This is a genomic window from Spirosoma humi, assembly GCF_054776575.1.
Genome location: NZ_BAAHBR010000015.1, coordinates 1,306,921 through 1,332,553 on the forward strand (window position 1 = coordinate 1,306,921; position 25,633 = coordinate 1,332,553).

Annotated in this window: 24 protein-coding genes; 14 read left to right on the top strand and 10 right to left on the bottom strand. The window is 51.0% G+C overall.

Translation table 11 applies throughout. From position 1 onward, the window contains the following. Positions 1–12 precede the first annotated feature (12 nt). Both ACYU8Y_RS21710 and ACYU8Y_RS21715 read right to left on the bottom strand, forming a co-directional pair. Positions 13–1,011, bottom strand: coding sequence for a FecR family protein (locus ACYU8Y_RS21710; protein ID WP_460940201.1), 999 nt, complete (start codon positions 1,009–1,011; stop codon positions 13–15). A gap of 52 nt (positions 1,012–1,063) precedes the next feature. Beyond that, the gene (locus tag ACYU8Y_RS21715; protein ID WP_460940202.1) at positions 1,064–1,729 is read right to left on the bottom strand and encodes an RNA polymerase sigma-70 factor; all 666 of its coding nucleotides are present in this window, start codon (positions 1,727–1,729) and stop codon (positions 1,064–1,066) included. Positions 1,730–1,926: 197 nt separating this feature from the next. On the opposite strand from ACYU8Y_RS21715, the gene ACYU8Y_RS21720 reads away from it, so the two are divergent. The 4 genes from ACYU8Y_RS21720 to ACYU8Y_RS21735 all read left to right on the top strand — a co-directional run bounded on the left by ACYU8Y_RS21720 (position 1,927) and on the right by ACYU8Y_RS21735 (position 5,428). Further along, entirely contained in the window at positions 1,927–2,886 is a 960-nt protein-coding gene (locus tag ACYU8Y_RS21720) for a helix-turn-helix transcriptional regulator (RefSeq protein ID WP_460940203.1), read from the top strand. 103 nt (positions 2,887–2,989) lie between these two features. Further along, positions 2,990–3,598: an NADPH-dependent FMN reductase gene (locus ACYU8Y_RS21725; protein WP_460940204.1), complete on the top strand. Its 609-nt coding sequence runs from the start codon at positions 2,990–2,992 to the stop codon at positions 3,596–3,598. A gap of 260 nt (positions 3,599–3,858) precedes the next feature. After that, on the top strand, positions 3,859–4,158 hold the full coding sequence (locus ACYU8Y_RS21730; RefSeq protein WP_460940205.1) for a hypothetical protein: 300 nt from the start codon (positions 3,859–3,861) through the stop codon (positions 4,156–4,158). Between the two features lie 367 nt (positions 4,159–4,525). Continuing rightward, a complete protein-coding gene (locus tag ACYU8Y_RS21735) occupies positions 4,526–5,428 on the top strand; it encodes a hypothetical protein (RefSeq protein ID WP_460940206.1) in 903 nt (300 codons plus the stop codon). Between the two features lie 206 nt (positions 5,429–5,634). Here ACYU8Y_RS21735 and ACYU8Y_RS21740 read toward each other — a convergent pair whose 3' ends face one another. The 5 genes from ACYU8Y_RS21740 to ACYU8Y_RS21760 form a co-directional block, all read right to left on the bottom strand. Continuing rightward, a complete protein-coding gene (locus tag ACYU8Y_RS21740) occupies positions 5,635–6,243 on the bottom strand; it encodes an outer membrane beta-barrel protein (RefSeq protein WP_460940207.1) in 609 nt (202 codons plus the stop codon). Positions 6,244–6,315: 72 nt separating this feature from the next. Continuing rightward, positions 6,316–6,618 (bottom strand): DUF2695 domain-containing protein, encoded by a 303-nt coding sequence (locus ACYU8Y_RS21745; protein WP_460940208.1) that lies wholly within the window; start codon positions 6,616–6,618, stop codon positions 6,316–6,318. A 363-nt stretch (positions 6,619–6,981) separates the two neighbouring features. Continuing rightward, complete coding sequence (locus ACYU8Y_RS21750) at positions 6,982–7,257, bottom strand: hypothetical protein (RefSeq protein ID WP_460940209.1); 276 nt, start codon at positions 7,255–7,257, stop codon at positions 6,982–6,984. A gap of 91 nt (positions 7,258–7,348) precedes the next feature. Then, a complete protein-coding gene (locus tag ACYU8Y_RS21755) occupies positions 7,349–7,774 on the bottom strand; it encodes a transposase (protein WP_460940210.1) in 426 nt (141 codons plus the stop codon). A 409-nt stretch (positions 7,775–8,183) separates the two neighbouring features. Beyond that, the gene (locus ACYU8Y_RS21760) at positions 8,184–8,990 is read right to left on the bottom strand and encodes a sugar phosphate isomerase/epimerase family protein (RefSeq protein WP_460940211.1); all 807 of its coding nucleotides are present in this window, start codon (positions 8,988–8,990) and stop codon (positions 8,184–8,186) included. A gap of 175 nt (positions 8,991–9,165) precedes the next feature. On the opposite strand from ACYU8Y_RS21760, the gene ACYU8Y_RS21765 reads away from it, so the two are divergent. From ACYU8Y_RS21765 to ACYU8Y_RS21785, 5 genes are all read left to right on the top strand, one after another. Continuing rightward, the gene (locus ACYU8Y_RS21765; protein ID WP_460940212.1) at positions 9,166–9,564 is read left to right on the top strand and encodes a hypothetical protein; all 399 of its coding nucleotides are present in this window, start codon (positions 9,166–9,168) and stop codon (positions 9,562–9,564) included. 95 nt (positions 9,565–9,659) lie between these two features. Then, positions 9,660–14,021 carry a CusA/CzcA family heavy metal efflux RND transporter gene (locus tag ACYU8Y_RS21770; protein ID WP_460940213.1) on the top strand — a complete coding sequence of 1,454 codons (4,362 nt, stop codon included), beginning with the start codon at positions 9,660–9,662 and terminating at the stop codon, positions 14,019–14,021. A 7-nt stretch (positions 14,022–14,028) separates the two neighbouring features. Beyond that, positions 14,029–15,174: an efflux RND transporter periplasmic adaptor subunit gene (locus tag ACYU8Y_RS21775; RefSeq protein WP_460940214.1), complete on the top strand. Its 1,146-nt coding sequence runs from the start codon at positions 14,029–14,031 to the stop codon at positions 15,172–15,174. A gap of 79 nt (positions 15,175–15,253) precedes the next feature. Beyond that, complete coding sequence (locus tag ACYU8Y_RS21780) at positions 15,254–15,982, top strand: ZIP family metal transporter (protein WP_460940215.1); 729 nt, start codon at positions 15,254–15,256, stop codon at positions 15,980–15,982. A 191-nt stretch (positions 15,983–16,173) separates the two neighbouring features. Further along, the gene (locus ACYU8Y_RS21785; RefSeq protein WP_460940216.1) at positions 16,174–16,401 is read left to right on the top strand and encodes a hypothetical protein; all 228 of its coding nucleotides are present in this window, start codon (positions 16,174–16,176) and stop codon (positions 16,399–16,401) included. A gap of 94 nt (positions 16,402–16,495) precedes the next feature. Here the strand turns inward: ACYU8Y_RS21785 and ACYU8Y_RS21790 are convergent, their stop codons facing one another. From ACYU8Y_RS21790 to modA, 3 genes are read right to left on the bottom strand one after another with little or no spacing between them, the layout of a single operon-like run. Then, positions 16,496–17,311, bottom strand: a complete 816-nt coding sequence (locus tag ACYU8Y_RS21790; RefSeq protein ID WP_460940217.1) for an ATP-binding cassette domain-containing protein — start codon at positions 17,309–17,311, stop codon at positions 16,496–16,498. Then, positions 17,308–17,973, bottom strand: a complete 666-nt coding sequence (gene modB, locus ACYU8Y_RS21795) for a molybdate ABC transporter permease subunit (RefSeq protein ID WP_460940334.1) — start codon at positions 17,971–17,973, stop codon at positions 17,308–17,310. The genes ACYU8Y_RS21790 and modB overlap by 4 nt, the downstream gene beginning before the upstream one ends. Before the next feature lie 14 nt (positions 17,974–17,987). Continuing rightward, positions 17,988–18,737 carry a molybdate ABC transporter substrate-binding protein gene (modA, locus tag ACYU8Y_RS21800; RefSeq protein WP_460940218.1) on the bottom strand — a complete coding sequence of 250 codons (750 nt, stop codon included), beginning with the start codon at positions 18,735–18,737 and terminating at the stop codon, positions 17,988–17,990. Between the two features lie 422 nt (positions 18,738–19,159). On the opposite strand from modA, the gene ACYU8Y_RS21805 reads away from it, so the two are divergent. From ACYU8Y_RS21805 to ACYU8Y_RS21825, 5 genes are all read left to right on the top strand, one after another. Continuing rightward, positions 19,160–21,277 carry a TonB-dependent receptor plug domain-containing protein gene (locus ACYU8Y_RS21805; RefSeq protein ID WP_460940219.1) on the top strand — a complete coding sequence of 706 codons (2,118 nt, stop codon included), beginning with the start codon at positions 19,160–19,162 and terminating at the stop codon, positions 21,275–21,277. Positions 21,278–21,295: 18 nt separating this feature from the next. Then, positions 21,296–21,721: an outer membrane beta-barrel protein gene (locus ACYU8Y_RS21810; protein ID WP_460940220.1), complete on the top strand. Its 426-nt coding sequence runs from the start codon at positions 21,296–21,298 to the stop codon at positions 21,719–21,721. A 207-nt stretch (positions 21,722–21,928) separates the two neighbouring features. After that, a complete protein-coding gene (locus tag ACYU8Y_RS21815) occupies positions 21,929–23,917 on the top strand; it encodes a TonB-dependent receptor plug domain-containing protein (RefSeq protein WP_460940221.1) in 1,989 nt (662 codons plus the stop codon). Between the two features lie 9 nt (positions 23,918–23,926). Next, complete coding sequence (locus tag ACYU8Y_RS21820) at positions 23,927–24,436, top strand: molybdopterin-dependent oxidoreductase (protein ID WP_460940222.1); 510 nt, start codon at positions 23,927–23,929, stop codon at positions 24,434–24,436. 12 nt (positions 24,437–24,448) lie between these two features. Then, positions 24,449–25,513: a cytochrome-c peroxidase gene (locus tag ACYU8Y_RS21825; protein WP_460940223.1), complete on the top strand. Its 1,065-nt coding sequence runs from the start codon at positions 24,449–24,451 to the stop codon at positions 25,511–25,513. The last annotated feature ends 120 nt before the right edge of the window (positions 25,514–25,633 follow it).

Genomic DNA, 25,633 nt, shown 5'->3' on the forward strand with positions numbered 1-25,633 from the left:
GAGGGGGAATAATCAGTTATCTTTTAAAATGGGAGTTGCATCGGTCGAATCGACGCGTAGCGTGAACGTAGCCGTCAGTAGATCAAGGAGTTCGCTGGCCGTGCGGGCGTGAAAATTGCCAGAAATAGTCCGTTGCGCGAGCGAATCGTCTGCTACTTCTACTTTCTGGCCGAAGTGTTCATCAATCAGGTAGCAGGCTTCCCATAACGACGTATTGCGAAACTGAAAAAGATGCCCTTTTTCAGCGTCGATGGCTTTTACGGGGGCCAATGGGCGCAGGTGAATGTTGCCCTGTTTGGTCAGCATAACCATGTCGCCGGGCTTCATCACCAGTTGCTGTTTTTGCGTATCGGTTTTGTAATCGACCCGAATCTTACCCCGATCCAGTACGACGTTGGTGCCTTGATTGCGCGCGTAAACCGTAAACTCCGTGCCCAGTACTTCAACCTGAAACTGATCGGACGTTTTCACGACAAACCGCTGATTATCCTGCTTGTGCGTTACGGAAAAACGGGCCTCCCCAGCGAGTGCTATCTGCCGAATATCGTCGGCAAATCCAAAGCGTGGCACCTGAATCGATGAGTTGGGTTTCAACGTAACGTTGGTGCCGTCTTCGAGCCGGAGGTTTTGCGTCTGGCCGGCTGCCGTTTGGTACGTTTGATACAAGATTTTACTACGTAGTGGGCTGATAGCTACGCCGAGGACGAGCAGAACGGTGGCAGCTACCAGATACGGGCGCCAGCGCCACAGGCTGAAAGGCAATGTTGTTGCTGTTTCTTCCGGTGTGTTCGGGGTTACTGTCTGGTCCAGACGTAGCGACAATTTGGCAAAAGCCGCTTCCTGATCGGGCTGAAACTGGATAGCGCCCGATTCCCATTCCAGCAACCAGGCATGGAAGGTTTCGATATTGGCTGGGTTTTTCAGCCATTCTTCCACCATCTGGCGTTCGAGGGGGTTAGCCTGTCCGGCCAGATAGGCAAACAGATTTTGTTTCGAAAACGAATGAGTCATATTCGTAGCATTTGAACGGGAGACTTTATAAGCCGTTTTTCCCCTTAATCCATTAAGCAAAAAGATTGAAAACAAGCAGCAGTAAGGTCCACTCCTCACGCAGCGTCTGGCGCAGGTGTTTCAGCGCTCTGGAAATATGCACTTCCACCGTGCGGGGCGAAATCTGCAATTCGGTGGCTATCTCGTCGTATTTTTTATTCTCGAAGCGACTCAGCAGAAATACCCGTCGGCATTGCGCCGGAAGCTGGCCAATAGCCTCATTGACAGCCAGAAAGAGGTTATTGAAGTGAACCTCCGCATCGGGTTGCGGTTGGTTGCCCGACAAGTGATTTTCGGTAGTTGATTCAATAGAATCCGTTTTCCCGAATTCTTTCCGAAGATGCGTGCAGGCTTCGTTCCGAACCGCCGTAAACAAATAGCTGACGTACGACGAATGAATTTTTTTGTAAGCCTCCGACCGATAAAACTGGTAAAATACTTCGCTCACCAAGTCTTCCGCCAGTTGTCGGGAGTACACAAACCGGACGGCATGGCTGCACAACGGCGTGTAATACTGCCGAAACAGCAACTCGAAACCTTTGCGCGGGTCTTGCTCAAAGGTTTTCCGAAGAAAAAGTTCTGAATCGTATACCGTCGACATTGGCTTGGGCTCGTTTATGGATGGCGAGGGCCAGGGGTCGGGCGTGGCATTAGGGGACAATACTGTAAAGGTAGCCATTGACTCGATATTACTTAAACGAATCAAAGACTTAATTGCACAATTTTACCCTTACTGATTTTTCAAATTTATTTCGTAATCCCCATTATCCGTTTGTAAAGGGGGATTTTTTAACTGGGTTTTAAAGGGTACTTGCTATCATTTATTTCGGCAATATTGTGAATCAGTACAGGGAATTAGCTAACCACAACTCATTGATGCCAACCCGTTCGATCCCAGTGGCGAATGGCTTACAGATGCTTTTCGACAAGGCCGTGGCCCACGGAGGGAAACTGGTGGATGGCTATCTACAGTTGCCACCCAGCTTGGGTAATGGCTTTATTAAGCTGGTCTCCATCGAACCTGGTCTACTGCTGACCATTCACCGATACTGGCTGCAGGAAGAAACCGTCGTAGAACGCCTAGCCGAAGAGAATCAGTCGGAACGATTATTGGTTTCATTTCAATCCGTTGACCCTGCTCTAGCCGCTGCTGGTCACCTGTCGACCGCACAGCTCGCTTCCACAACCCTTACCGTCAGGACCGTCCTACCCGCACATACCCTCATTTTCTTCGTTGGACTAGTCGTGGAAAAAACCGTGTTAGCTTATTGGTTGGGCCACCCCCAGGCTGGACCATTAAGCCTATTCCCCAATCAGCAACCCCGGTTAGTGGAAGCCTTGCTCACGCCTGAAATCCAGACAGCCTTACAGCAGATAACTGCCCTACGCCCTGAGGATGAGTTGAATGGGTTATTTTATCGCATCAAGGTGCAGGAGTTGCTTTATTGGCTGTTTCGAGAACTGGGCCAGCGCTCGATTGGTAATTCCATGGTATTGCATTCGACGGATGTAGCGCGCATTTTTCAGGTGAAGGCTCTTCTGCTCGCTAAGCTAGACAAATCACCCAGCCTGGCTCAACTGGCTCAGACGGTGGGCTTGGGTGAAACTAAACTTAAGCAGTTATTCCATCAGGTATTCGGCACCAGTCCTTATGCCTACTATCAGGTAGCTCGCTTACAGCAAGCCAGGCGCTTACTAAGCCAGTGGTCGGTATCGGAAGTAGGTCACCAGCTTGGCTTTACTAATTTGGGCCATTTTGCGCAGCTATTCAAACGGCAGTATGGCCTCACCCCCAAACGCTACCAGGCGGCCTTATCAATAAAGAAAGAGCCATAGCTCCGCCGGATACGAACAGTAATGCGCCCAAAAGGGCTATTTTATCGGTAAAGACCGTCAGACCTTTGCGAAAAGAATAATTAATTCAATACACTTTTCACGCATGGACGCTACTAACCAAATGCCCCCTACTCAACTTCGTATTGGCATGATTTTAGGCAGCACTCGACCTGGTCGCCGAGGTGACAAGCTGGCTTCCTGGCTTCTGGAGAGGGCCAACGCCTACGGTGGAGCTGCTTACCAACTCATCGACCTGGCTGATTACGAGCTGGGTAACCTGGATGAGCCCAACAATCCGTCGCTGCAAAACTACCAACATGAGCACACGCGTCGATGGGGAAAATTAATTGACAGCTTCGATGGCTATGTTTTTATTACCCCAGAATACAACCACTCCATACCGGGAGCCTTAAAAAACGCGTTGGACTATGTCTACAAGGAGTGGAATGACAAGGCGGCCGGAATTGTCTGTTATGGGGGTTGGGCATCCGGCTCCCGAGCCGCTGAGACGCTCCGTATTATTTTACCAGAACTTCAAATTGCCACCGTACGGGCGCAGGTATGTGTGTCAACGCATGCAGTCTTTGGGACGGGTGACTTTGTTCCAACTGCCCCCCTAACGACTTCAGTCGAGTTGATGCTGGCCCAACTGTTAGCCTGGGCGAAGGGGATGCGCAACGTACGCGCGGAGAAGGCAAGTTTAGTAGCTTAGAACGAGTCTAGCCCTCACTCGGGCTAGACCTTCGAGCATTGTGAAACGCAAACTAACCTCACCGTCTGGTATAATCTCACGTAAGGCTCCTGCTTGAGACGAATAATCGTTATTAAATAGGCTTGTGCCGGGTAGACGAAGTTTTCATGGATCTGTTTATAAGATGGGGCGTTTTCTGAAACGGCTTATTTATAAGTAGTTAGCCTTGCGTCTCGTACTTTAGCTAACAGAACATTAATTATACAACAGAAAAGTACTCGATGAACCAAACTTGGTTAGAGCCTTGGGGAGCTGTTTCCGAAAGCCAGAAAGCAGTTCTTGAGAATCAGCTACAAGCAGAGATGACCTTTCGCCATCCTTTGTTTGGAGAGCAACTTGACCCCATTGGAATGAGCTTTGCAAGCGATGATGTACTGTTTGGCAGAGAAGGGGATACATTAGTCGTTGTCCATTTGACTTGGTCGGGACCAGGTGACGACGAATACCCATTGACTGAGTTTTTCGATACCTGGTCGGAGTTTACTAGCCAAAAAATGGCCCTCGATAACTTAGGCTATTAACATAGTGCCGCGGCTGTTGCAAAAGTCGAAATGGCGTTGCCGATTACTGCTCGACCCGTAGATCTAAGCAGAAAACGTAACTTGTAACACCCTCTTTTCTGAGCTTCTCAATGGTCTGCAAGACTTTTGCAACAGCCACGCCACTATACAACAGTTTAAATTATTTCAACTCTTTGTTGGAAGAGAGGTCATTATATGCATGAAGAAGATTTTGCCACTTTCACTTATCGTACTTAACAAGACCACCTTTCGCCCTACCGATGGAGTTCGGTAGTAAATCAATGAGTTTATCAGAGTTCCTATGCAACACTTTGTATAGGATTCAGTGTCTTCATTTTATAAAACTTGTTAGCCAATCTCTTTCATTATGCATTTATTTCGTCAGTTGAGCTTCATTATGTTAGCTATTACTCTGTTGCAGGCTTGCAAATCTGGTCAGCTAGAACCGTCAACAACAGATCCAACATCCACAAGGCCCAGCGCATTGGACGATTCACTGCTGAACGTCGTAATACCTGACTTTGCTAGTATTATCAAAGCCTCAGTTACACCTAAAGGAAAATTAGATCATATTACAACTACCTACGAGTATGGTAATCCCGGCAGTGAGAATGGCGTTACAATTAATCTGCTTTATAACGCTGATCAGCAAGTAAGTGGGTATACCAATTTTAGTTCGCCTTCTAAGGGAGTGGATAATGCATTCGTATACGAATACGAAAATAATAAGGTTGCTCGTGTTTTTTGTAAAGCGATCAATCCGAATCAACCTCCATTCTATTTTATGGAGCAATGGGTATATGGTACCCAAAATTATCCAAAAGCTCTCCTTTTATATCGAGTCGAGCTTGATGGTCGGGCTCAGTTACTATCGCGTGATAATTTCATATATAATTCACTAAATCAACTCGTTGAGATTAAAGATGCGAATGGTTATCATATGGGTCAGACATTCGAATATATAGGCGACAGCCTACAAGTAGTTCGCTCTCGGAATGCTAACGGTACCTTTTCAGGACTTTACACAGAATATCAATACGACAAACGGCCGAATATCTTGAAAGGGGTTTTCCTTAGATTTAGTCAGGAATATGTTGAGCATAGTTTAAATAACAATAACCTGATCAGAAGAACTTTCAAGGATAATCAAACCCTTTCTACATCGACTAATTACACCAATCAGTACGATAATCAAGATAGATTAATTCGTCGTCAATCAACTCAGGATGGCTTAGGTTTGGTGGTTGAGTACTACTCTTTCAAAGAATAGGCGTTTGCGACGCTGTTTTGCTGATTGACGGCTATTCCTCCTAACATAAGTGGCTGTTGCAAGAGTCTGAATGAAGTCAAATGAACCTAAATTATGGGTTTATTCGACTTCATGCACTAGCTAAAAATTGGCTGTTTAGACAGCGAGTTCGCGGTTGTCCCCAATTTTGCAACAGCCACTTATGTTATGTAATTAAGAAATACATACTAAAAGTGCCAACTTAATTGTGTTTGAACACCTAGAGTGTAATTGGTAAAATTGGAAAATTGTACTACCTCATTGCTACTTGGTCTATTGAACGAATAACTAGCTGTAGGCTGCAATAAGAGCGATAAGGCTGAACTAAATCGGTAGCTTAAGCCAACACCAACTAGGCCGCTTGTCCCAATAGACCCACTAGTAATCTTGGTGCTCTTGGCAAAAAGAGCGCCAATTGAACAATAGGGAGATAAACGACTGCTCGTCAGCTGGTAGTTTACTAAAACGGGAACTTGCCACCCCTCTTGGGTATAGGGAATACGCTCTCCCTGACCGCTTAATACAATCAAATTGGCTTTCCCTCGATAATAAAGTGCCCCAACAGATACATCCCATTTAGGGGCAAACTGATAGTGTGCGCTCAACCCAAACGATGAAGTTTGATTATGTTCATCGACATTGATTCGACTATTGGAGCCCAAAAATGCTACGTCGGCCTGATAAGAATTGGAATTATAATTATACCAATACGTGGGTGCTATTGAGATCCGGCTTTGAGCGGATAGGTAGGTAGTTGATGAACCAAATACCGCTAGAAAAAGTAGTAAGGATTTCATTTGATAAGTCAAAAGCTAAAAGGTACAGTTTCTTGAAAACCTGTTGTATGAGTGGCATTATGTAAAGCTACGTTAGATGATCTCAGAAAATTTGTCTTCGACATTGGCTAATACCTCACAGTCGCAATAGCCACCGTATTGAGCCAGCCAAGCTTTTGTTTGGTCAACGGGTAAACCCCTTTCTAGCAAAAAATCCTCAGTTAACGTTAGCGAATCATCACAACCTTCCTCTTGTCGTGAAGAATCCAAGTAGTCGAATAAGTCTCTCAAATCAGTTTTAGAGATAGGCATCTGCGCAATCTTAGCTTCTTGTTCCTGACTTTTGAACCCCTGCAAAAGCTGCTTTCTTCTCTGCTTATCTTCTTTTGAAGCCATTTTCTTGTTGTATAATCTGCTTTACGTTAACCTAAATCTATGTAAGTCACTTATAAGGCCGGTAGTAAAGCTTGATTTGATAGTGCTTAGTTTCTTCTCTTTTGCCTATACCAAAAGAGAAGAAACAGGCTCATCAATATAGATAACCACAAAGTTTTCCGCCACCCCCTTTGCAAAATGTTACCGATTACAGCCACGAAGCATATAACGGCTTGGAGTAACCAGAACCATTTTTTCAAAGGGTTGGGTAAGACGAAATAGATTAAGATGTCTATCGTAACCAGCAACAATTGAAACAGCGTTACAAGTATTGGCATTATACTGATGCGCTTAAAACGTAGCTATAGAATTGAGGGGTGAGCATTATTGAAGAGAGACTTTAAAGGCTTCCATGCTGCCTAACTCCTGTTGGTTGGTGAAATTAGCGTACATCATCAACTGAACCGTGCAACTGGCCACCAATAAATAAGCACTGACTCGGGCAAGCCCTTTGTAAGGGAGTGGATTGGTGGCAGATAGTTGAGTCAGTTCTTTGATATGGGCAAAAGTAGGCTCAATCGAAGACTTGCGTCGACTGTAGGTTAGCCGACCGATCACACTGCCAGCCATGTCATTATAGTACCTTTTGAAAGAACTCATCCGCTCACCGACCTTGAAGAAGCAAGGCGTAGTAACTAATACCGAAAACTGCTCGTAGATCGCTTGTAGGAAATATTGAGCGAAGTAGCCACTATCGATCGGCCACCACCACGATGCCAAGGCGTTGTTTCAAAGGCGCAATCAGCGTCTCCAGCAGTGTATAGTCTTTGGTGGAAGCCGTCGTTACGGTTGCCATCAGCGGAAACCGATAGCGATTACAAATCAGATGGAGGCCATAGCCAAAGCGCCAGCCATGATACTCGCTTTTGGCCCAAGATGCCTCCGTGTCAATACTGGGATGTGGAACCACCTTGAGGAGCCTGTGTTTTTTGTGCCACAGGTCGCCTAAAGCTCGAAACACGCTTTTATCAGCAAAACTACAGGCGTAGCCGAAAGTAGGGTGATGTAGTTGCTGACATTGGTGAGCAATGGCGGGCATAAGTTGCTGAATCAGATCAGGTAGAGCCAGAAAGCGTCTACGAATGGTTTTACGGTCTGGAGCCTGTTGCCAACCCAACAGTGCATAATTGGCTTTGGCTCATCGGTGCATGGCGGCAAAAGGGTGAATACGTTTGAGTAGCATGAGCATAAAAAATAGCAGAAATGACATCCTCGTACAGGTTTGAGGTTTCCCCCGTTTTGGCCGTTCGTCGGCTATTGGTTGCTAACAGATATTCAGAAAGTCAGACAAATACAGTAATTTGGCGTACATGGAACCGCGTGTGTAATTGGATTGATTTGGTCGTCAACCCTTTAACATTCGCGGGTTCCTATTTAGGCCCATCCCTCATGTATCTACTTCTCAAATGGGGAGTTTCAGGAAATATCAACACACATTATTTCTGATCCCCTTTACGTCTAGAATCCGTTTATCATCCCGGTCACCGCGTTAACAGAAAAACCAAACCTTTACGAGCTGCTTAGGGCTATCGACCTAGAATTCTTGTGGCCCTAAAACTAGTTGTTAGGCTGGGCCAAACGGAAGGGTGGAAATGACCGTCCTGCTCCACGATGGAATACTGTAAACCTGCTTGCTTGGCATGGGCAAAAAGCCGCTTGTAGTCAATGCTGCCCTGGCCAACTTCCGTATTGGCCGTGCGATCCTGTTTATCCATATCCTTGACATGCCAGATGGGAAAACGCCCAGGGTACTTTTGGATGTAGGTCAGGGGGTCTACCTTCATTCGGGCAAACCAATACAGTTCCATTTCCATCACCATCAGCTTGGGGTCAATCTGTTGCAGAAACAATTCATAGGGCACTACGCCCTCGAAGGTCTCAAAATCATACCCGTGATTGTGATAGCCAAATTGAATGCCGTGTTTTTGGCACAGCTCCCCCAACCGGCTATACTCATCTACCGCCCGCTTGGTAGTTTCCAAATTTGTAAGCTCATTATACGGAACGATCATATACTTAAGTCCCACGGCAGCGGCCTCGGTGATCGAGCGTTCTGCCGTTTTGCCCAAATTGAAATGAGAGGCAAACAGGCTCATGCCCAGGTCATGCGCAATTTTAGTAAACTCCGCTGGTTTCAACCCAAAATAAATGCCCTTATCCCCCTGGTAGGATTCGAGCAGCGTATAGCCAATAGCCGCCAGTTGCTTTAAGGTGCCTACGGGGTCCTGATTCATCCACTCCCGGACAGTATAAAGTTGAATACCGATGGGGTAGTTGTCCTTAGCCTCAGCAGAGAAAGTAGGAAGTCCGGCTGCCAGCACCCCAGTAGCCATGAGAAAATGTCGACGTGAAAGCATTCGGTAACGCACCGGGAAGAAGGGTGCTGTTGGGATAAAGCTCGGCTGCGCCCTATTTCTACCCGTGAAGACAAATCCAAACTGACGTAGGCACGCACCCGAATTCGTTGTTAGTCTCGGAACTAACCAAAATGCGCCCTACCTTTGCGCTATGAGATCCACGTTGGCGCTTTTTCTGGGCATCATCATGCTACTAGGTAGTCTGTTTCCGCAGACCGACGTGGAAGAGGTCTATAAAATTCCCGGTCTGCTTGTGCATTACCAGCTCCACAAGGAATCAGCGGGGAGCGATTTCGATTTCTGGCAGTTTCTGGATATGCACTACAATGCCTCCTCGAAGCACGCCAAACTGCCGCACAAAGGAGTGAAGATCCCCCTTTACAACCATCTCTCCGCTGGTTTCGTCTTTACCTTATCTCCCTTTTACCCCCAGCCAGCTCCCGCTCAACTGGTGACGCTGATTCCCTGGCCCCAGGTTCATTTCACCTACGAGAACCTGTACACCTATCAAAATACGTCGTTTTTGTTTCAACCGCCCCAGGTAGGATAACTCCGTTTTTGTGGTCTTGGCGAACTAGCTGAGCATGCGCACTTGCCCATGCACTCGGTTCGTTGGCTATTTTTTCTCAACGAGTTAATCCGATTATGCTCTATAAAATCATTCAGTTCTCTGTCCAGCATAAACTGGCCATTGGCTTATTTATGCTTGGGTGGGTTGTTTACGGCACCTACCAGGTTAGCCAGTTACCCATTGATGCCGTACCCGATATCACCAACAACCAGGTTCAGGTCATCACCACAGCCCCTTCGCTGGGGGCCGAAGACGTGGAACGCCTGATCACCTTTCCCATCGAGCAGGCCATCAGCAATATCCCGGGGCTGACCGAAAGCCGGAGCTTGTCGCGCTTTGGGTTATCCCTGATTACCATCGTCTTTGAGGATGGCTCAGATGTGTATTGGGCCCGCCAGCAGGTTACCGAGCGGCTGGGCCAGGTCGACATTGATGGCAATGCCAGCAAGCCCGAACTGGCACCCGTCACCACGGGTTTGGGTGAGATTTATCAGTACGTGGTCAAACCAAAAAAAGGATTTGAACACCGCTATTCGCTGGCGGATTTGCGCACCACTCAGGACTGGCTGGTGCGTCGGCAATTGCTCGGCACGCCGGGTGTGGCCGATGTCGCCACCTTTGGGGGCGAGCTAAAGCAGTACGAAGTGTCGGTCAACCCGGCCCGGCTAAAATCACTCGGACTTACCATCAGTGATGTCTTTACGGCGCTGAGCCGCAACAATCAGAACACGGGCGGAGCCTACATTGAAAAAGGACCATCAGTCTTATACATTCGCAGTGTCGGGCTGGCCAAAACGGGGGCTGATGTAGGCCAGATCGTCGTCAAAAACGCTACGGACGGCACTCCGATTCTGATTTCGCACGTAGCGGAGGTTCGACTGGGTTCGGCCATTCGGTACGGGGCGCTCACGATGGCCGGGCAGGGAGAGCTGACGGGGGGTATTGTCATGATGCTCAAGGGCGGTAACTCGTCGGCCGTCATTAAAAACGTAAAAAGCCGGATTCAGGCCATTCAGAAAACGTTGCCCCCCGGTCTGGAAATCGAGCCTTTTCTGGACCGCACCAAAATGGTCAATAATGCCATCGGCACCGTCGAGCATAACTTACTGGAAGGCGCGCTGATCGTGGTGCTCGTGCTGGTCCTGTTTCTGGGCAACTGGCGGGCCGGCCTGCTGGTGGCGTCGGTGATCCCCCTGTCCATGCTGTTTGCCATTACCCTGATGAACTGGTTTGGTGTTTCCGGGAATCTGATGAGCCTGGGCGCGTTGGACTTTGGTTTGATTGTCGATGGCGCGGTTATCATCGTGGAGGCTGTCCTGCATCACCTTCATTCGTCAAAAAAGTATACCACCGTTAAGCAGCTTTCGCAGGCTGATATGGACCAGGAAGTGACCAATTCGGCCTCCCGGATGATGAATGCGGCCGTCTTTGGCCAGATTATCATCCTGATCGTTTACCTGCCGATCTTATCGCTGTCGGGCATCGAAGGCAAAATGTTCAAACCCATGGCGCAGACCGTCGCCTTTGCCATCCTGGGTGCGTTTGTCCTTTCGATCACCTACGTACCCATGATCAGCGCCATCCTGATCAGCAAACAGCTTACTCACGCGCCAACCGGATCGGACCGGGTCATGAGCCGGATCGAAGCGGTCTATCAACGCCTTCTCATCAAGGCGTTACGCGTTCGAGTGCTTATTGTGGGGGCGGCCTTTGCGCTGCTGGCGGTGGCTGTTTTCCTATTTACCCGAATGGGCGGTGAGTTTATTCCCCAACTGGAAGAGGGTGATTTTGCGGTCGAAACCCGCCTGCTGGTGGGAACGAACCTGAGTACCACCATCGAGGCCATTAGCCGAATCTCCGACCACCTGAAAGCGACATATCCGGAAGTCGAAAAAATCGTTGCCCGCATCGGTAGCGCCGAGATCCCCACCGATCCCATGCCCATTGAAGGGGGGGATATGATTGTCGTGCTGAATGATAAAGCAAAGTGGACCAGCGCCCATTCGTTTCCCGAGCTGGCCAGTAAAATGGCCGCTACCACTCAGGAGATCATGCCAGGTGTAACGACGGGATTTCAATTTCCCGTGCAGATGCGCTTCAATGAACTGATGACCGGGGCCAAACAGGATGTGGTCTGCAAAATTTATGGCGAAGACCTGAGCAAACTAGCCGCTTATGCCCAACAACTGGGCACGATCAGCAAAACCGTTGTCGGCACGGCCGACTGGTACATTGAGAAGGTGACGGGTATGCCCCAGATCGTCATTGAGTTTAACCGACGCGAAATTGCCCGCTATGGTCTCTCCATCGAGGATGTTAACCGAACCATCAATGCCGCTTTTGCGGGGGCCGCAGCGGGGCAAATCTACGAGGGGGAGAAACGGTTCGATTTGGTGGTGCGGGTCGGCACAGAAGGTCGTAAGACCATCACGGATGTGCAGAATCTGCCCATCTCGACGGCAACGGGTGTCCAAATTCCGCTTTACCAGGTGGCCTTCATTCGGGAAATCGAGGGTCCTAACCAGATTCAACGGGAAAATACCCGCCGACGAATCATTGTCGGCTTCAACGTTCGAGGGCGGGATGTGCAGTCCATTGTGGACGAGTTACAACGTAAAGTAAGCATGGGCATTCGATTCGATCCCGGGTATAGCCTGACCTACGGAGGAGCCTTTGAAAACTTGCAACAGGCTAAAGCCCGGTTGAGCATCGCCGTTCCGGTAGCCCTGCTGCTCATCTTTGGGCTGCTGTATTTTACCTTTTCGTCCCTGAAGGAAGGGGCGCTGATCTTCACGGCCATCCCCCTATCGGCCATCGGGGGCGTGTTCGCGCTGGCCCTGCGGGGGATGCCCTTCAGTATCTCGGCGGGCGTCGGTTTTATTGCCCTTTTCGGCGTAGCCGTACTGAATGGGATCGTGCTGATTTCGGAATTTAACCGGCTTAAGCAGGAAGGGCGGATAACCAACCCGATTCAGTTGGTGCTGACCGGCACGCGCAATCGGCTTCGGCCTGTACTGATGACGGCTGCCGTGGCCTCCCTGGGCTTTTTGCCCATGGCTCTCAGCGACGGCGCTGGCGCGGAAGTGCAACGCCCCCTGGCAACGGTGGTCATCGGCGGTCTGCTGACGGCGACCCTGCTCACCTTGTTTGTTTTACCGGCGTTGTATTTACTGGTGGAGGGCAAGCCCAAACGGGTAGCGACCAAATCAGCAATGGCCGTGCTTCTGCTCACACTACTCATTAAAACGGGGCCGGTGAACGCTCAGTCTACGCCAATTACGCTGGCCAGCGCCCTGGAGCTGGCCCTGGCTAAAAACGGGCAAGTGCAGGGTGCTCGCCTGAACGAGCAGGTTAGCCAGCGTTGGCAGGCCACTGCGGTGGATGTTGCCAAAACGGTCTTTAGTACGGATGTGGGCAAGTTTAACAGCGTGAGCAACGATACCCGCCTGGGGGTAAGTCAGTCGTTTAGTTTCCCATCGGTCTATACCAACCAGCGCAAACAACTGGAAGCCAATTACCGGGTTGCTCAGGCCCAGCGCCAGCTAACCGAAGCCGACACGCGGGCATTGGTACGCCAGGCCTATTTTGAGTATGCTGTGCTCATCCAGCGTAAACAGCTATTGACCTACGCAGATAGCTTGTTCCGGCTTTTCGAAGCCAAATCCAGAGCCCGCTTTGAGAAAGGGGCCGCCAACGTACTGGAAAAAACGGCCGCCGAATCGCAACGGCAGCAAATTTCTAACCAGTTGACCATGTTGACCAGCGATATCCGGATCGTGCTGACGGAGTTCAATCGGCTTCTGCAGGCGGATCGCGTCTACGTTCCTCAGGCAACTCAGTTCCGAATGGATGAACCTCTAATCCAGCTCGATTCTGCCCAGACGGGACTACCAATCCTGGAAATGGCCCGCCAGCAGCAACGATCCGCCCAGTTCCGCTATCAAACGGAAAAGGCCCGGTTACTGCCCGATTTCACCCTTGGTTACAACAACCAAAGTTTCGTAGGTACGCAACTGGTCAACGGGGTGGAGCAGACCTACACCAGCCGCAGCCGATTTAACTACCTCAGCGCGGGAGTAGCCATTCCCCTGTTTTTTAAAGCACAATCAGCGCGCGTCTCGGCGGCCAAACTGGACTGGGAACGCAGCGGATGGCAGGCCGATTATATTCGGCGCCAGCTCCAGACCGAGCTGGCCAATGCGGTTCAGCAGGTTCAGAAATATAGCCAGAGTCTGGCTTATTACCAGAACCAGGGCCTGGTCAATGCCGATCTCATCCTGACCACGGCCGATCAGCAGTTTCAGGGTGGTGAGATCGACTACCTGCAATGGGTGATTCTGGTGAATCAGGCCATCAGCATCCGAAACGAATACGTCAACGCATTAAGCAACTACAATCAGGCGGTTATTCACTACCTGACGTTAATCAATTTATAGCCTATTTATGAAGCCATTTATCATCTGCAGTTTATGCTTGCTAGTGCTGGCATCCTGCAATAAGAACAAGCCCACCGAAACGATTCAGGTACCGGCCAAAGCCGATTCACCGACTCGGCAGAACGTCTCGTTTACGAGTCAGCAACTGCGTAGTGTGGGCATTGACGTGGGGCATCCCCAACGGCAAAGCGTCAGTGGGGTGTTAACCCTTCAGGGAACCGTGTCGATTCCCCCACAAGGCACCGTCAGCGTTAGTTTTCCCCTGGGGGGCTATCTCAAATCGACAGACATGCTAGCGGGTATGGCCGTGCACAAAGGGGAAGTGCTGGCCATCCTGGAAGATATGCAGTACATCCAGCTTCAGCAGGATTACCTGACGGCCAACGAACGCTTTTTACTGGCCCAGAGCGAATATAATCGCCAGCGGGATCTCAATGCGACCAAAGCGAGTAGTGACAAGGTGTACCAGCAGGCCAAAGCGGAGATGGAGAGTCAGCGCATTCTGATGAATGCGCTGGGCCAGAAGCTAACCCTGATTGGTATTAACCCAACCAACCTGCGGGCCGATAATATTTCCCGTAGCATCGCCATTCGCTCCCCTATTAACGGAGTCGTGGCCAAGATTAATGCGAATGTGGGCAAATACACGGCCCCAACCGATGTTTTATTTGAGCTGGTTGATCTTCGGGATATTCATTTGGTGCTGAATGTCTTTGAAAAAGACCTGGCTAAACTATCGGTAGGTCAGCCCATCATGGCCTACACCAACGGGGAATCCCGCCGACGCTTCCGAGCCGAAATCATCCTGATCAATAAAAACCTGAATGCTGACCGCATGGCCGAAATACAGTGCCACTTTAAGGATTACAGCGTCTCGCTGGTACCGGGTACCTTTATGAACGGGGAGGTTTCGGTGACGACAAAACAGGCGTTGACCGTGCCGGAAAGCGCCATTGTTCGCTGGGAAAACAAATCGTACGTGTTTACGGAGCAGGAATATGGTCACTTCACCATGGTTGAAGTGACTCCCGGTTTACTGAATCAGGGTAAACAACAGATTGAAGGGCCTGGCATTACCGACCAGACAAAGCTCGTCCTGAAAAATGCGTACGCACTGCTCATGAAAATTAAAAACACCGAAACAGAAGGCTAGGTGAACTACCCAATCACGGGTGCTCATCAGCCCGATTTTCAAGCCTGTTTCTTACCTTATTTATCTGTTTGCTCTTCGTATGACGCCCTTTCTCTCCATTGCCATTTATGCTCTATTACCTGCCCTGGCCCTCACGCTGAGTGGCATATGGGCCACCTATTATCAGTTAAGCCGGAAGGCCAAAAGTGCCATCCTGCACTTTGCCGCCGGGGTTATCTTTTCCGTGGTTGCGGTTGAGATCCTGCCGCAGGTGGTTGCGTATCATAATTATGTATTGACTACGGTCGGATTTGGTGGTGCTATTGTGCTCATGCTGCTGATCCGGCAAGTGACGGAAGGAGCCCACCAGCCGACCACCAGTGGGTCGACTAAGGCAATTCCGGTTACGTTTTTAGTCCTGCTCGCCATTGATGTGATCGTGGATGGCCTGTTACTGGGGGTGGGCTTTTCCGCTGGTGCCAAAGAAGGGAAGTTGCTCGCCTACGCGCTGGGGATTGAAAGTATTTCGTTGGGCCTGGCCACGACCACCACCCTGGGAAGCGCTGGTTTATCGCGGGGCCGTAGCATTAGCCTCCTGGGCGGCATCGCTCTGGTGTTCATGATTAGCGCCATTGGCGGGGCTACGCTGTTGCACAATCTGTCGCCCACGGGTCTGGATTTGGTGCTCTCGTTTGGCTTGGCAGCTCTTTTGTTTTTGGTGACCGAAGAGCTGCTGCAGGAAGCCCACCTAGCCAGTGAACCCGCTTGGCTGACGGCTACCTTTTACTTGGGGTTCCTGCTTTTCCTATTGTTAGGTATGCTTGTCTGAAAAACAGGCTAGGTTATAGAAGAAGTACTGTACATGACGTATGCTTCTAATCGGAGTTAACAATTAATCTTCTCATAAAATGCTCCTTGAAATGAGCCAAGAAACAAACGGGTAATTTTTCGCAGTATAAATTGGCGATTAGGCCGTATCTAACGCACCTCCTCACCCTACCCGATGAGTCATCTCGAAAAATGGATTCGCTGAATTTTACCCGGTACTTATCCGAGATTGCCTCCTTACCTGACTCGATTCGAAAACAGCACTATGCGGCCTATCGAACGGATACCCAAGCTTATTATATCGCGCTCGATCTAAGTGATATGGCGCGCATGTATTTAACCTATGCGCCAAATCGGGAGGATTTACGAGAATCGATCATCAAGCACATAAATACGCTTGGCCCTGTCAGCGATATATGAACCGTAAGGACACCGAGTTTCGTCGATTTACGGATTTCCCGATTTCTCTAATCCAGTTAGGAGACGCAACCCGTTCGCCTGAATACGCGTTAGATCACCAGGATAGATTGAGCAACGCACCCACTGACAACTGACCCCAGGCCGGATTAGCTGACCTGAGTTGAAAGGTCGCGGTCTGAATTACCCACTGCTGCTGAGTCTGATCAAACCAAATTCGCTCAATACGCTCGCCTAAGGAGTCTTGAGTGGCTTGCAGGAGATTTGGATAATCAGCCACGATCTGGCCCTGAGAAAGGCGAATGACGCGATCGGCTAAGGCTTGCACATCCTCCGATTGATGACTCACGATCAGCGTCGTCGTTTCCCAGGCACGATGCAACGCCAGCAGGACTTCTCGTAACTGGTGAGCAGATTCCGCGTCCAGGGCGGCAAAGGGTTCGTCCAGCAACAATAAACGGGGCCGACGCACCAGCGCACGAGCCAGGGCGACCCGTTGCTGTTGCCCCCCGGATAAAACCGGTGGTTTTTGGTGAACGAAAGGGCCTAATCCCGTGGCCCGAATGAGCTCGTCAGCCCGACCGGTTTCACCTTTAGGCGTGACAAACAGGATATTTTCCCGAACTGTCAGGTTGGGAAACAGCGCAGCATCCTGAAAGATGTAGCCCACTGAGCGCTGCTGCGGACGAAGATTGATCCGCTGCGCACTATCCAGCCATATCGTATCATCCACCTGGATGTATCCCTGAGTGGGCGTTTCCAGGCCCGCCAAAAGCCGAAGCAGCGTCGTCTTACCCGAACCCGATGGCCCCACCAGGGCTGTCAGGCTGCCCGTGGCCAGCTCGATCTGGACACGCAGTTCACCGGCTCCTTCGGCGAACCACCGGGCCATTTTTAGCTGAGCTGTGATCATAGGGTAACCCGTTTATTGAGGCTATAGACCAGCAGCAAAATCAAAAAAGATGAGCTCAGTAACAGGGCAGCATACACATGGGCCGTATCAAAATGCAACAGCTCGACTTCGTTGTAAATCGCAATCGAAGCCACCCGGGTCTGCCCTGGCAAGTTACCCCCAATCATCAGCACCAGCCCAAATTCGCCAATGGTATGGGCAAACGAAAGCACGACACCGGTTAGTAAAGCCGGTTTACAGTTGGGTAGCAAGACCCGCCACAGCGTACGCCGGGGGGACTGACCCAGCGTGTAAGCCGCTTCGCGCCAGGATATGGGTAAGTTTTCCAGCCCTGCCTGAATGGGATGGACCATAAAGGGTAAGCTGTAGAGCAGCGATGCAACGACCAGGCCCGGAAACGAAAAAACCAGTTGCAGATTAAACGTGTGCAGCAGCCAGCGGCCTACCGAACTCGTTGGACTAAAAGCCAACAGCAAATAGAAGCCAACGACCGAAGGGGGCAGGACCAGGGGTAGGCTAACCAGCGCTTCCAGCAAGGGTTTCGCCCGAAACCGGCTGAGGGCCAGCCAACCGGCCAGGGGTACCCCCACCAGTAGCAACAAAAGTGTGGTGACACTGGCTAAGCGCAGGGTCAGCCAGATGGGTTCCCAGTCAAGGGGCATATTGCAAAGGGGCATTACGGTTTGGGGGTGCGGTAGCCATACTGCTGCAACAGTCGTCGGGCAGCCGGAGTCCGCAAAAACTGAACAAATTGTTGGGCTGCCTTGGGCTGGTCCGTTCGCTTGAGCACGACCACTCCCTGGGCAATGGGCGAATAGCCCGGCGGGGGTAGATCAATCCAGTGCCCCCGCCCCTTCAGGGCCGGATCGAGCACAACCGATTTGGCGGTTATGCCCACCTCGGCGGCCCCCGACAGCACATACTGGTTTACCTGGGCGATGCTTTCGCCATAAACCAGGCGAGGCTGAATGGAGGCCAGCATCTTTCGGTGTTTCAACAGGGAAACGGCAGCCGCACCATAAGGAGCCGTTTCGGGGTTAGCCAGGGCGATGTGGCGAACCAGGGGATTCTGTAAGACGCGCAGATCTGCCGAAAGAGGCAACTCACTCAGTGTCCACAGTACCAGCGAGCCGTAGGCGTACACAATCGGTTGGCTGGTGGTAAGTCCCTGCTGGTGGAGGGCATTGGGGTACTCCATATCCGCCGACAGAAACACATCGAAGGGTGCTCCCTGCTGAATCTGGGTCGTCAGTTTCCCCGATGAGCTGACGATGGATTCGATCTGAATGCCGGACTGTTTTTGAAAGGCTTCCCGCAAGGGTTCCATCACAAACTGAGCGTTGGCGGCTACCGCTACCCGCAGCGTTTGAGCGAATGAACGGCTGGACCAAACCAGCAGCAGAAAGAAAAGGGTTTTCTTGATCATTCTTTAGTAGACGTTTTCTTGACGCTGGCCACTCGATTTCCACAGCCTTTCGATTGAGCCGCTTAATAATATCAGCGGATATAGTCGTACGGTCGGGGTCTGCCTGGCCAAGACCGACCAAAACCAGCGTGCAAAAAACCTATTTCTGGCCTGTAAACTGGTTTATTAGCGAACGACAGCGTAAAATCAGGGTTATCTATCGTTATGTTTACCCAAATATAGCGTTTGAATTGATTAGCGAGATCTATTTTTCGTCGTCTGCCTGCCAGAACGTCTTTTCTGAGACAGGGTAATGGCCAAGCCACCCTCACAACGAGCAGAGGCCGCCGAACGCCAATTCCAGCTATTTGGCTGCTCGACGTCAGCCGGACTCCTCAAGTAGTGCTTTAAAGGGTTATATTTGTTCGAAAATAACGCCCTTTATGAAATACATCTTCTTATTGTTTCTTTTCATTAATTCGACCCTACAGGCCGCCGTCAGGCCCGATAGTACGATAACGCCCAACGATTCGCTGCGCAACATTCAACTCCGTGAAACAGTCGTCTCCGCATCCCGAGTCGCGGAAAGCATCCTTAAATCGCCGGTCAGCATTGATGTCATTGATGCGCGACGTATCCGGCTTTCGGCTCAGCCCTCCTATTTCGATGCCATTGAAAATATCAAAGGGGTTCAATTGCTGACTTCCAGCTTGGGCTTCAAAGTCTATAACACACGCGGCTTTGCGGCTACCACCAACGTTCGCTTCGTTCAACTCGTCGATGGCCGCGATAACCAGGCACCCCATATTGGTGCCCCCATTGCCAGTGCCCTGGCCCCATCCGACCTGGACATTCAACAGGTCGAGTTGGTACCCGGCGTAGCATCCGCCCTGTATGGCATGAACGCACTGAACGGGCTGGTTAACATCTTAACGCGCAATCCCTTCGATTCGCAGGGCCTGAGCGTCGGCCAAAAAACCGGCGTAAACCACCTGAACGATGCCGCCGTATCGCCCAAGCTCTATTCCGAAACCAGTATCCGGTATGCCCGCCGACTGGGGAATCGGTTCGCGTTCAAAGTGAACCTGGTGTATCAGGGGGGCTACGATTGGGTGGCGGGTAACCGAGATGACCTGAACCCCAATGGCAACGCATCTCTGGGCCTGTTCGGGGCTGATAACCCCGCTTATGACCCCGTCAACGGGTACGGGAACGAAGCGGCCAACCGGCGAACGATTACCCTGGGCGGGAAACGGTACAGCATTAGCCGAACGGGGTACTACGAAGCGGAGGCTACCGATTACAGCTTACGAAATCTGCGGGGTGATCTATCCCTGCATTACCGCTTCTCCCCAACCGTTGAACTGGCCTATACGTACCAGGGGGCTACGCTCAACAATGTCTACCAGCGGACTAACCGCTTTCGACTGGAGAATTACCGGCTTGACCAGCACAGTCTGACCTTGACCACGCCCTCGGTGCAGGTGCGGGCCTACCAAACCCACGAAAACACAGGCGATTCTTACAATATTCGGTCCATGGCCGAAAACATCGACAAGTCGTTTAAGACCGATAACCAATGGTTTTCTGACTTTACCAACCAGTTCAATGCCGATACCCGGGTGGGTCTAGCGGTACCGGATGCCCTGCGGGATGCCCGCGTCATCGTCGACAAAGGGCGCCCGGTTCCGGGTACTCCCGCCTTTAACGACCTGGTTGCTAAACTTCGCGACATTAATAACTGGGACATCGGGGCTGCCCTTCGGGTGCAGTCCTGGATGTATCACGTCGAAGGCCAGGTCGAACCGACGAAAGTACTCTGGCAGCGGTTTCGTCAGCAAACGGGTATCAATATTCAGGCTGGTTTTGATTTCCGTCGGTATGTGGTGTTCCCGGATGGCAATTATTTTATCAACCCCACCGAGGCCGGAAAAAACCTTATTTACGGCAAAACCGGCGGCTTTGTGCAGCTAAATCGCCAGTTTTTTGATAACCGGCTCAAAGTGGCCGGGTCCCTGCGGGTTGACAAAAACTACTACTTCGACGCCCGGTTGAACCCCCGGGTATCGGTTGTTTACTCGCCCACGGAAGCGCACAACATTCGCCTGTCTTACCAGAATGGATACCGGTTTCCCTCCCTTTTCGAAGGCTTTACCAATATTAACTCCGGGGGCGTTAAACGCGTGGGTGGCCTGCCGATCATGTCGCAGGGCATTTATGAAAACGCTTACCTGGTCACGTCCATCAATGCCTTTCAGGCCGCCATTACCACCGATGTCAATACCAACAAACTCACGACCGATCAGGCCATTCAGAAGAATAAAGGACTTCTCAAACAGAGTCCTTACACCTATCTGAAGCCCGAACAGGTCAATAGTTTTGAGCTGGGTTACAAAGGATTGCTGTTCAAAAACCGGCTTTACGTGGATGCCGACGTGTATTATTCGGCTTATAAAAACTTTATCGCCCAAGTGAATGCCAACCTGGCGAAAGGCACAAATCAGGGTTCGCTGGCGTACTACTTTTCTTCTTCAACTACCCAGGATCGGTACCGGCTGTGAACCAATTCACAGACTCAGGTGTATAATTACGGAGCTAGCCTGGGGCTTCGCTACAGCCTGACCCAGACCTGGTCGGTGGGTGGCAATGCGGCCTACGCCAAACTCGACCGGGCCGATAATGGAGACGGCTTAGAGAGTTCCTTCAACACCCCCCGCTGGATTACCAACCTCAACGTTTCCAATGGGGATCTGTGGCGAGGTCTTGGCTTTTCGGTGAATTACAAACACCAGGACGCGTTTTTGTGGCAGTCGGAACTGGCCACGGGCAATGTGTCGGCCATCAATACACTGGATGCCCAAGTGAGTTACCGGCTCCCGAAGCTAAATCTGTTGGTGAAAGCGGGGGGGACCAATGTCCTCAACCAGGCGTATTATACCTTTATCGGTGGTCCAGCCGTGGGCGGCCTTTATTACACGAATCTGGTCTGGGAGCCCCGATTTTAGGCGGGTAACCAGTAGCCTGATGACTGATGCCGCTTCCGTAAACAGCCAACGTCTATACTATTCGACTGCTCCCAAAACCGATTTCTGTTCAAGAAAATAACCTTGTGTTACGGATTTTGGAGCGAAGACCTTGTATCAGCAAATGCTATGTTCGGCGGGCCAAATCGTTATATTTGTCAAAACATAACGATTTGACCCATCTCCTGAATGAAACATCGTATCTACGCTTTGTTACCTGGTCTACTTATCTCTTCCATCACCTTTCCTGCCGTTGCTCAACTGACTACGGCCCCTGATTCCAGCCGCGCGTTTCGTTTGGGGGAAGTAACCGTACTGGGGCGTCGCAGTCTGGACTCGACCAATACGGCCCTTAATCGGCAGATTGAAGCCTTCAACCGGCTCGATGTAGGCCGGGCTCTTAATCTATTACCTGGGGTGACGCTTTCCAACGTGGGCGCTCGCAACGAATCGATGGTTTACGTGCGCGGTTTTGATTTGCGGCAGGTACCGGTGTTCATTGATGGGATACCCGTCTATGTACCTTACGATGGATACGTGGATCTGGGCCGCTTTACGACCTTCGATCTGGCCGAGGTTAATGTCTCGAAAGGCTTCTCGTCCGTGACGTATGGTCCCAACACATTGGGAGGAGCCATCAACCTGGTGTCACGCCGACCCCGGAAAAAACTGGAGTTCGATGGCCGCGCGGGGTTGTTAAGTGGACAGGGCCACCGACTTAACCTGAACCTGGGGAGTAACCTCGGCAAGTTTTACGTGCAGGGTTCGGCCTCGCAGTTGAAACAGCAGACGTTTCCCTTATCGGCGGACTTTGTCCCCCAGACCCAGGAAGACGGCGGCAATCGGGAAAATGCCTACCGGAATGATCGGAAATACAGTGTCAAAGTTGGCTTTACGCCCAATGCGACGGATGAATACACCCTCAGTTACATCAATCAGCAGGGAACCAAGGGAACCCCACCCTACGTGGGGGCTGACTCCCGGCAGGTCGCCCGCTTCTGGCAGTGGCCCTACTGGAACAAGGAGAGCTGGTACTTTATCTCCCGAACGGCACTGACGACCAACAGCTACCTGAAGGTTCGCCTGTTCTACGACAAATTCAAAAACCTGCTGAGTGCTTTCGATAATAATACCTACACTACTCAGCAACGCGGGTCGTCTTTCAACAGCTACTACAACGATGACACCAAAGGCGGTTCGCTTGAATACGGCAATCGGATTGGCACGGTCCATACCCTGAAAGCGTCGGTTCATTACAAACAGGATCGTCACCGCGAAAACAACGCCGGAGAACCGGTACGTACGTTCATTGATCAGACGGTATCGGTCGGCGTAGAAGATGTGTGGGCATTAGGTAATCGGTTGTCGCTGGTTCCAGGCATCAGCTATAACCGTCGGCAAAGCCTGAGAGCGGAGAATTACGAAAGTGCCACCAAAACTATATCGGCCTTTCCTGGCAATAACAGCGACGCGCTGAACGCCCAGGTGGGTTTGTTTTACAATCCGAGCCAACAGCGGCAGCTCAGCCTAACGGTAGCCCGGAAGACCCGATTTGCGACGGTAAAAGACCGCTATTCGTACCGCATGGGCGCGGCTATTCCAAACCCGGACCTGAAAGCGGAGTCCGCGCTTCATCTGGAAGCGGCCTATGCCGATCAGCTTAGCCCATTGGTATCGCTCCAAGCCAGTGCATTTTACAGTCGCTTGACGGATGCCATCCAACAGGTCAATAATGTGCAGCCGGGCATTTATCAGTTTCAGAATACGGGACTAGCCCAATTCTACGGGGGTGATGTCTCCCTGAAGATACCCGTGAGTACGGCCTTTCAAGCCGGTGTGCAGTATTCATACATTCACCGCCAAAACTTGAGTAATCCCGATCTGAAGTTTGTAGACGTGCCTGATCACAAACTCTTCGTCTATGCCCAGGCCCAGCTTCTGCGTCGAGTGGTGTTGATTGGGAATGTCGAGTATGACTCGGATCGTTTCAGCACGAGTTACGGCACCCAAGCGGCCAGTTTTATGGTCGCCAACGCCAAAGCTTCCGTTCGCTTACACCGCTACGTAAGCCTGGAAGGGGGCATTAATAACCTGTTCGACCGGAATTATGCGCTGGCCGAAGGGTTCCCCGAGCCGGGCCGCAATTTCTTTATTAACCTAGCCATCAGTAATCTATAAAAAAGCCTCATGAAAAAGCTACACGCACGCATGACAACGACCTGGTTACTACCGTTCCTTTTTGCCTTTGGGCTTACCGGGCTGTCCAGTCAGGCACAGACGGTGCTGACCATTTCGGGAGAAGTGACCAAACCCTTGACGTTGCAAGGGGCCGATTTGAAAACGATGGCCCATACCCAGGTGAGCGCCAAAGACCGGGATGGCAAAGAACGTCAGTATACGGGCATTCTGCTTATCGACCTGCTCAAACAGGCCGGGGCTACGGTGGGTGGTGAACTGCGGGGCGAAAACCTGATGAAGTATGTAGTTGTCAAAGCCATCGACGGCTACGAAGTGCTGTTTGCGCTGCCCGAACTTGATCCCGAGTTTGCAACGCGGATGATCTTGCTGGCCGATCAGGTAGACGGCGCCCCTTTACCCGACGGTACCGGTCCGTATCGGATCATCGTCCCGGGGGAGAAAAAACCGGCTCGCTGGATTCGGCAGGTCAAAGGGATTGAGGTTCGATTTGCTAAATAAGAATAACTGATTATGCGGTCCTGGATGGGTTATTATATTGGCGCTGTGGTGATGGTTGGTGTATCTGCCTGGACATTGGTTGATGATCCCGTGCCAACCGGGCCGTACCCGTTACACTATCCTGCTTCCTTTGGTAGTCGATTCACCATTCCTGCCGACAATCCAACGACACGGGAAGGCGTTTATCTGGGTCGTCTTTTATTTTACGAACCAAAATTATCGTCCACCCAAACGATCTCCTGCGCGAGTTGCCACCAGCAGGCGCGGGCTTTCACCGATGGGCTAGCCCTCAGTGTGGGCGTGAGTGGGAAACGAACGAAGCGCAATTCAATGTCCCTGGCAAATTTATTATGGGTACGTCAATTATTCTGGGATGGGCGGTCCACGAGTCTGGAAGAACAAGCGCTAGTTCCGCTGGGGCATACGGATGAGATGGGTTCCAAACCCGGCCAGGCAGCCCGAGCGTTACAAAAAACCAACTCGTACCCCCCGCTATTTAAACAGGTTTTCGGTTCCGACACCATCACCGATGTTCGGATTAGTAAGGCCCTGGCTCAGTTCGAACGGACGCTGATATCGGCGGATTCCCGCTATGACCAGTACGTAGCAGGACAGTATGAGCTAACCGAATCGGAACAGCGGGGGATGCAGTTGTTCAACCGATCGCCTTCGCCCGAACGCAACGTTCGGGGTGGCAACTGTGCCCATTGTCATGGGGGAGCGAAACTCTACCAGGAATTATTTCATAATAACGGGCTGGATAAGCAAGCCACGGATTCAGGTCGGCAAGCGATAACGGGGCTAGCCCTCGATCAGGGCCGTTTTCGAGTGCCGACCTTACGGAATATTGCCCTAACCGCCCCCTACATGCACGATGGCCGGTTCGATAGTCTAGAAAAGGTGCTGGACCATTACAGTGAACACATTCAGCCCAGTCCCATGCTGGCTCCTGAATTAGCTGGCCAGCCCAACGGGTTTCATCTGACAAGTGGTGAGAAAACGGATTTAATTTCCTTTTTACGGTTGTTTACCGATAGTACCTTTATTCATAATCCCCAATTCGCCAACCCCCATTAGCGCAACCTTATCCTAGAGGGACAGCCGTTTTTGACACTGATCAGGCTTTTAAAGCACCCTCGTTATGCGCTGACGGACCATAACCCACTTACTAACCCTTTAAGGCTGGACAGACTACCA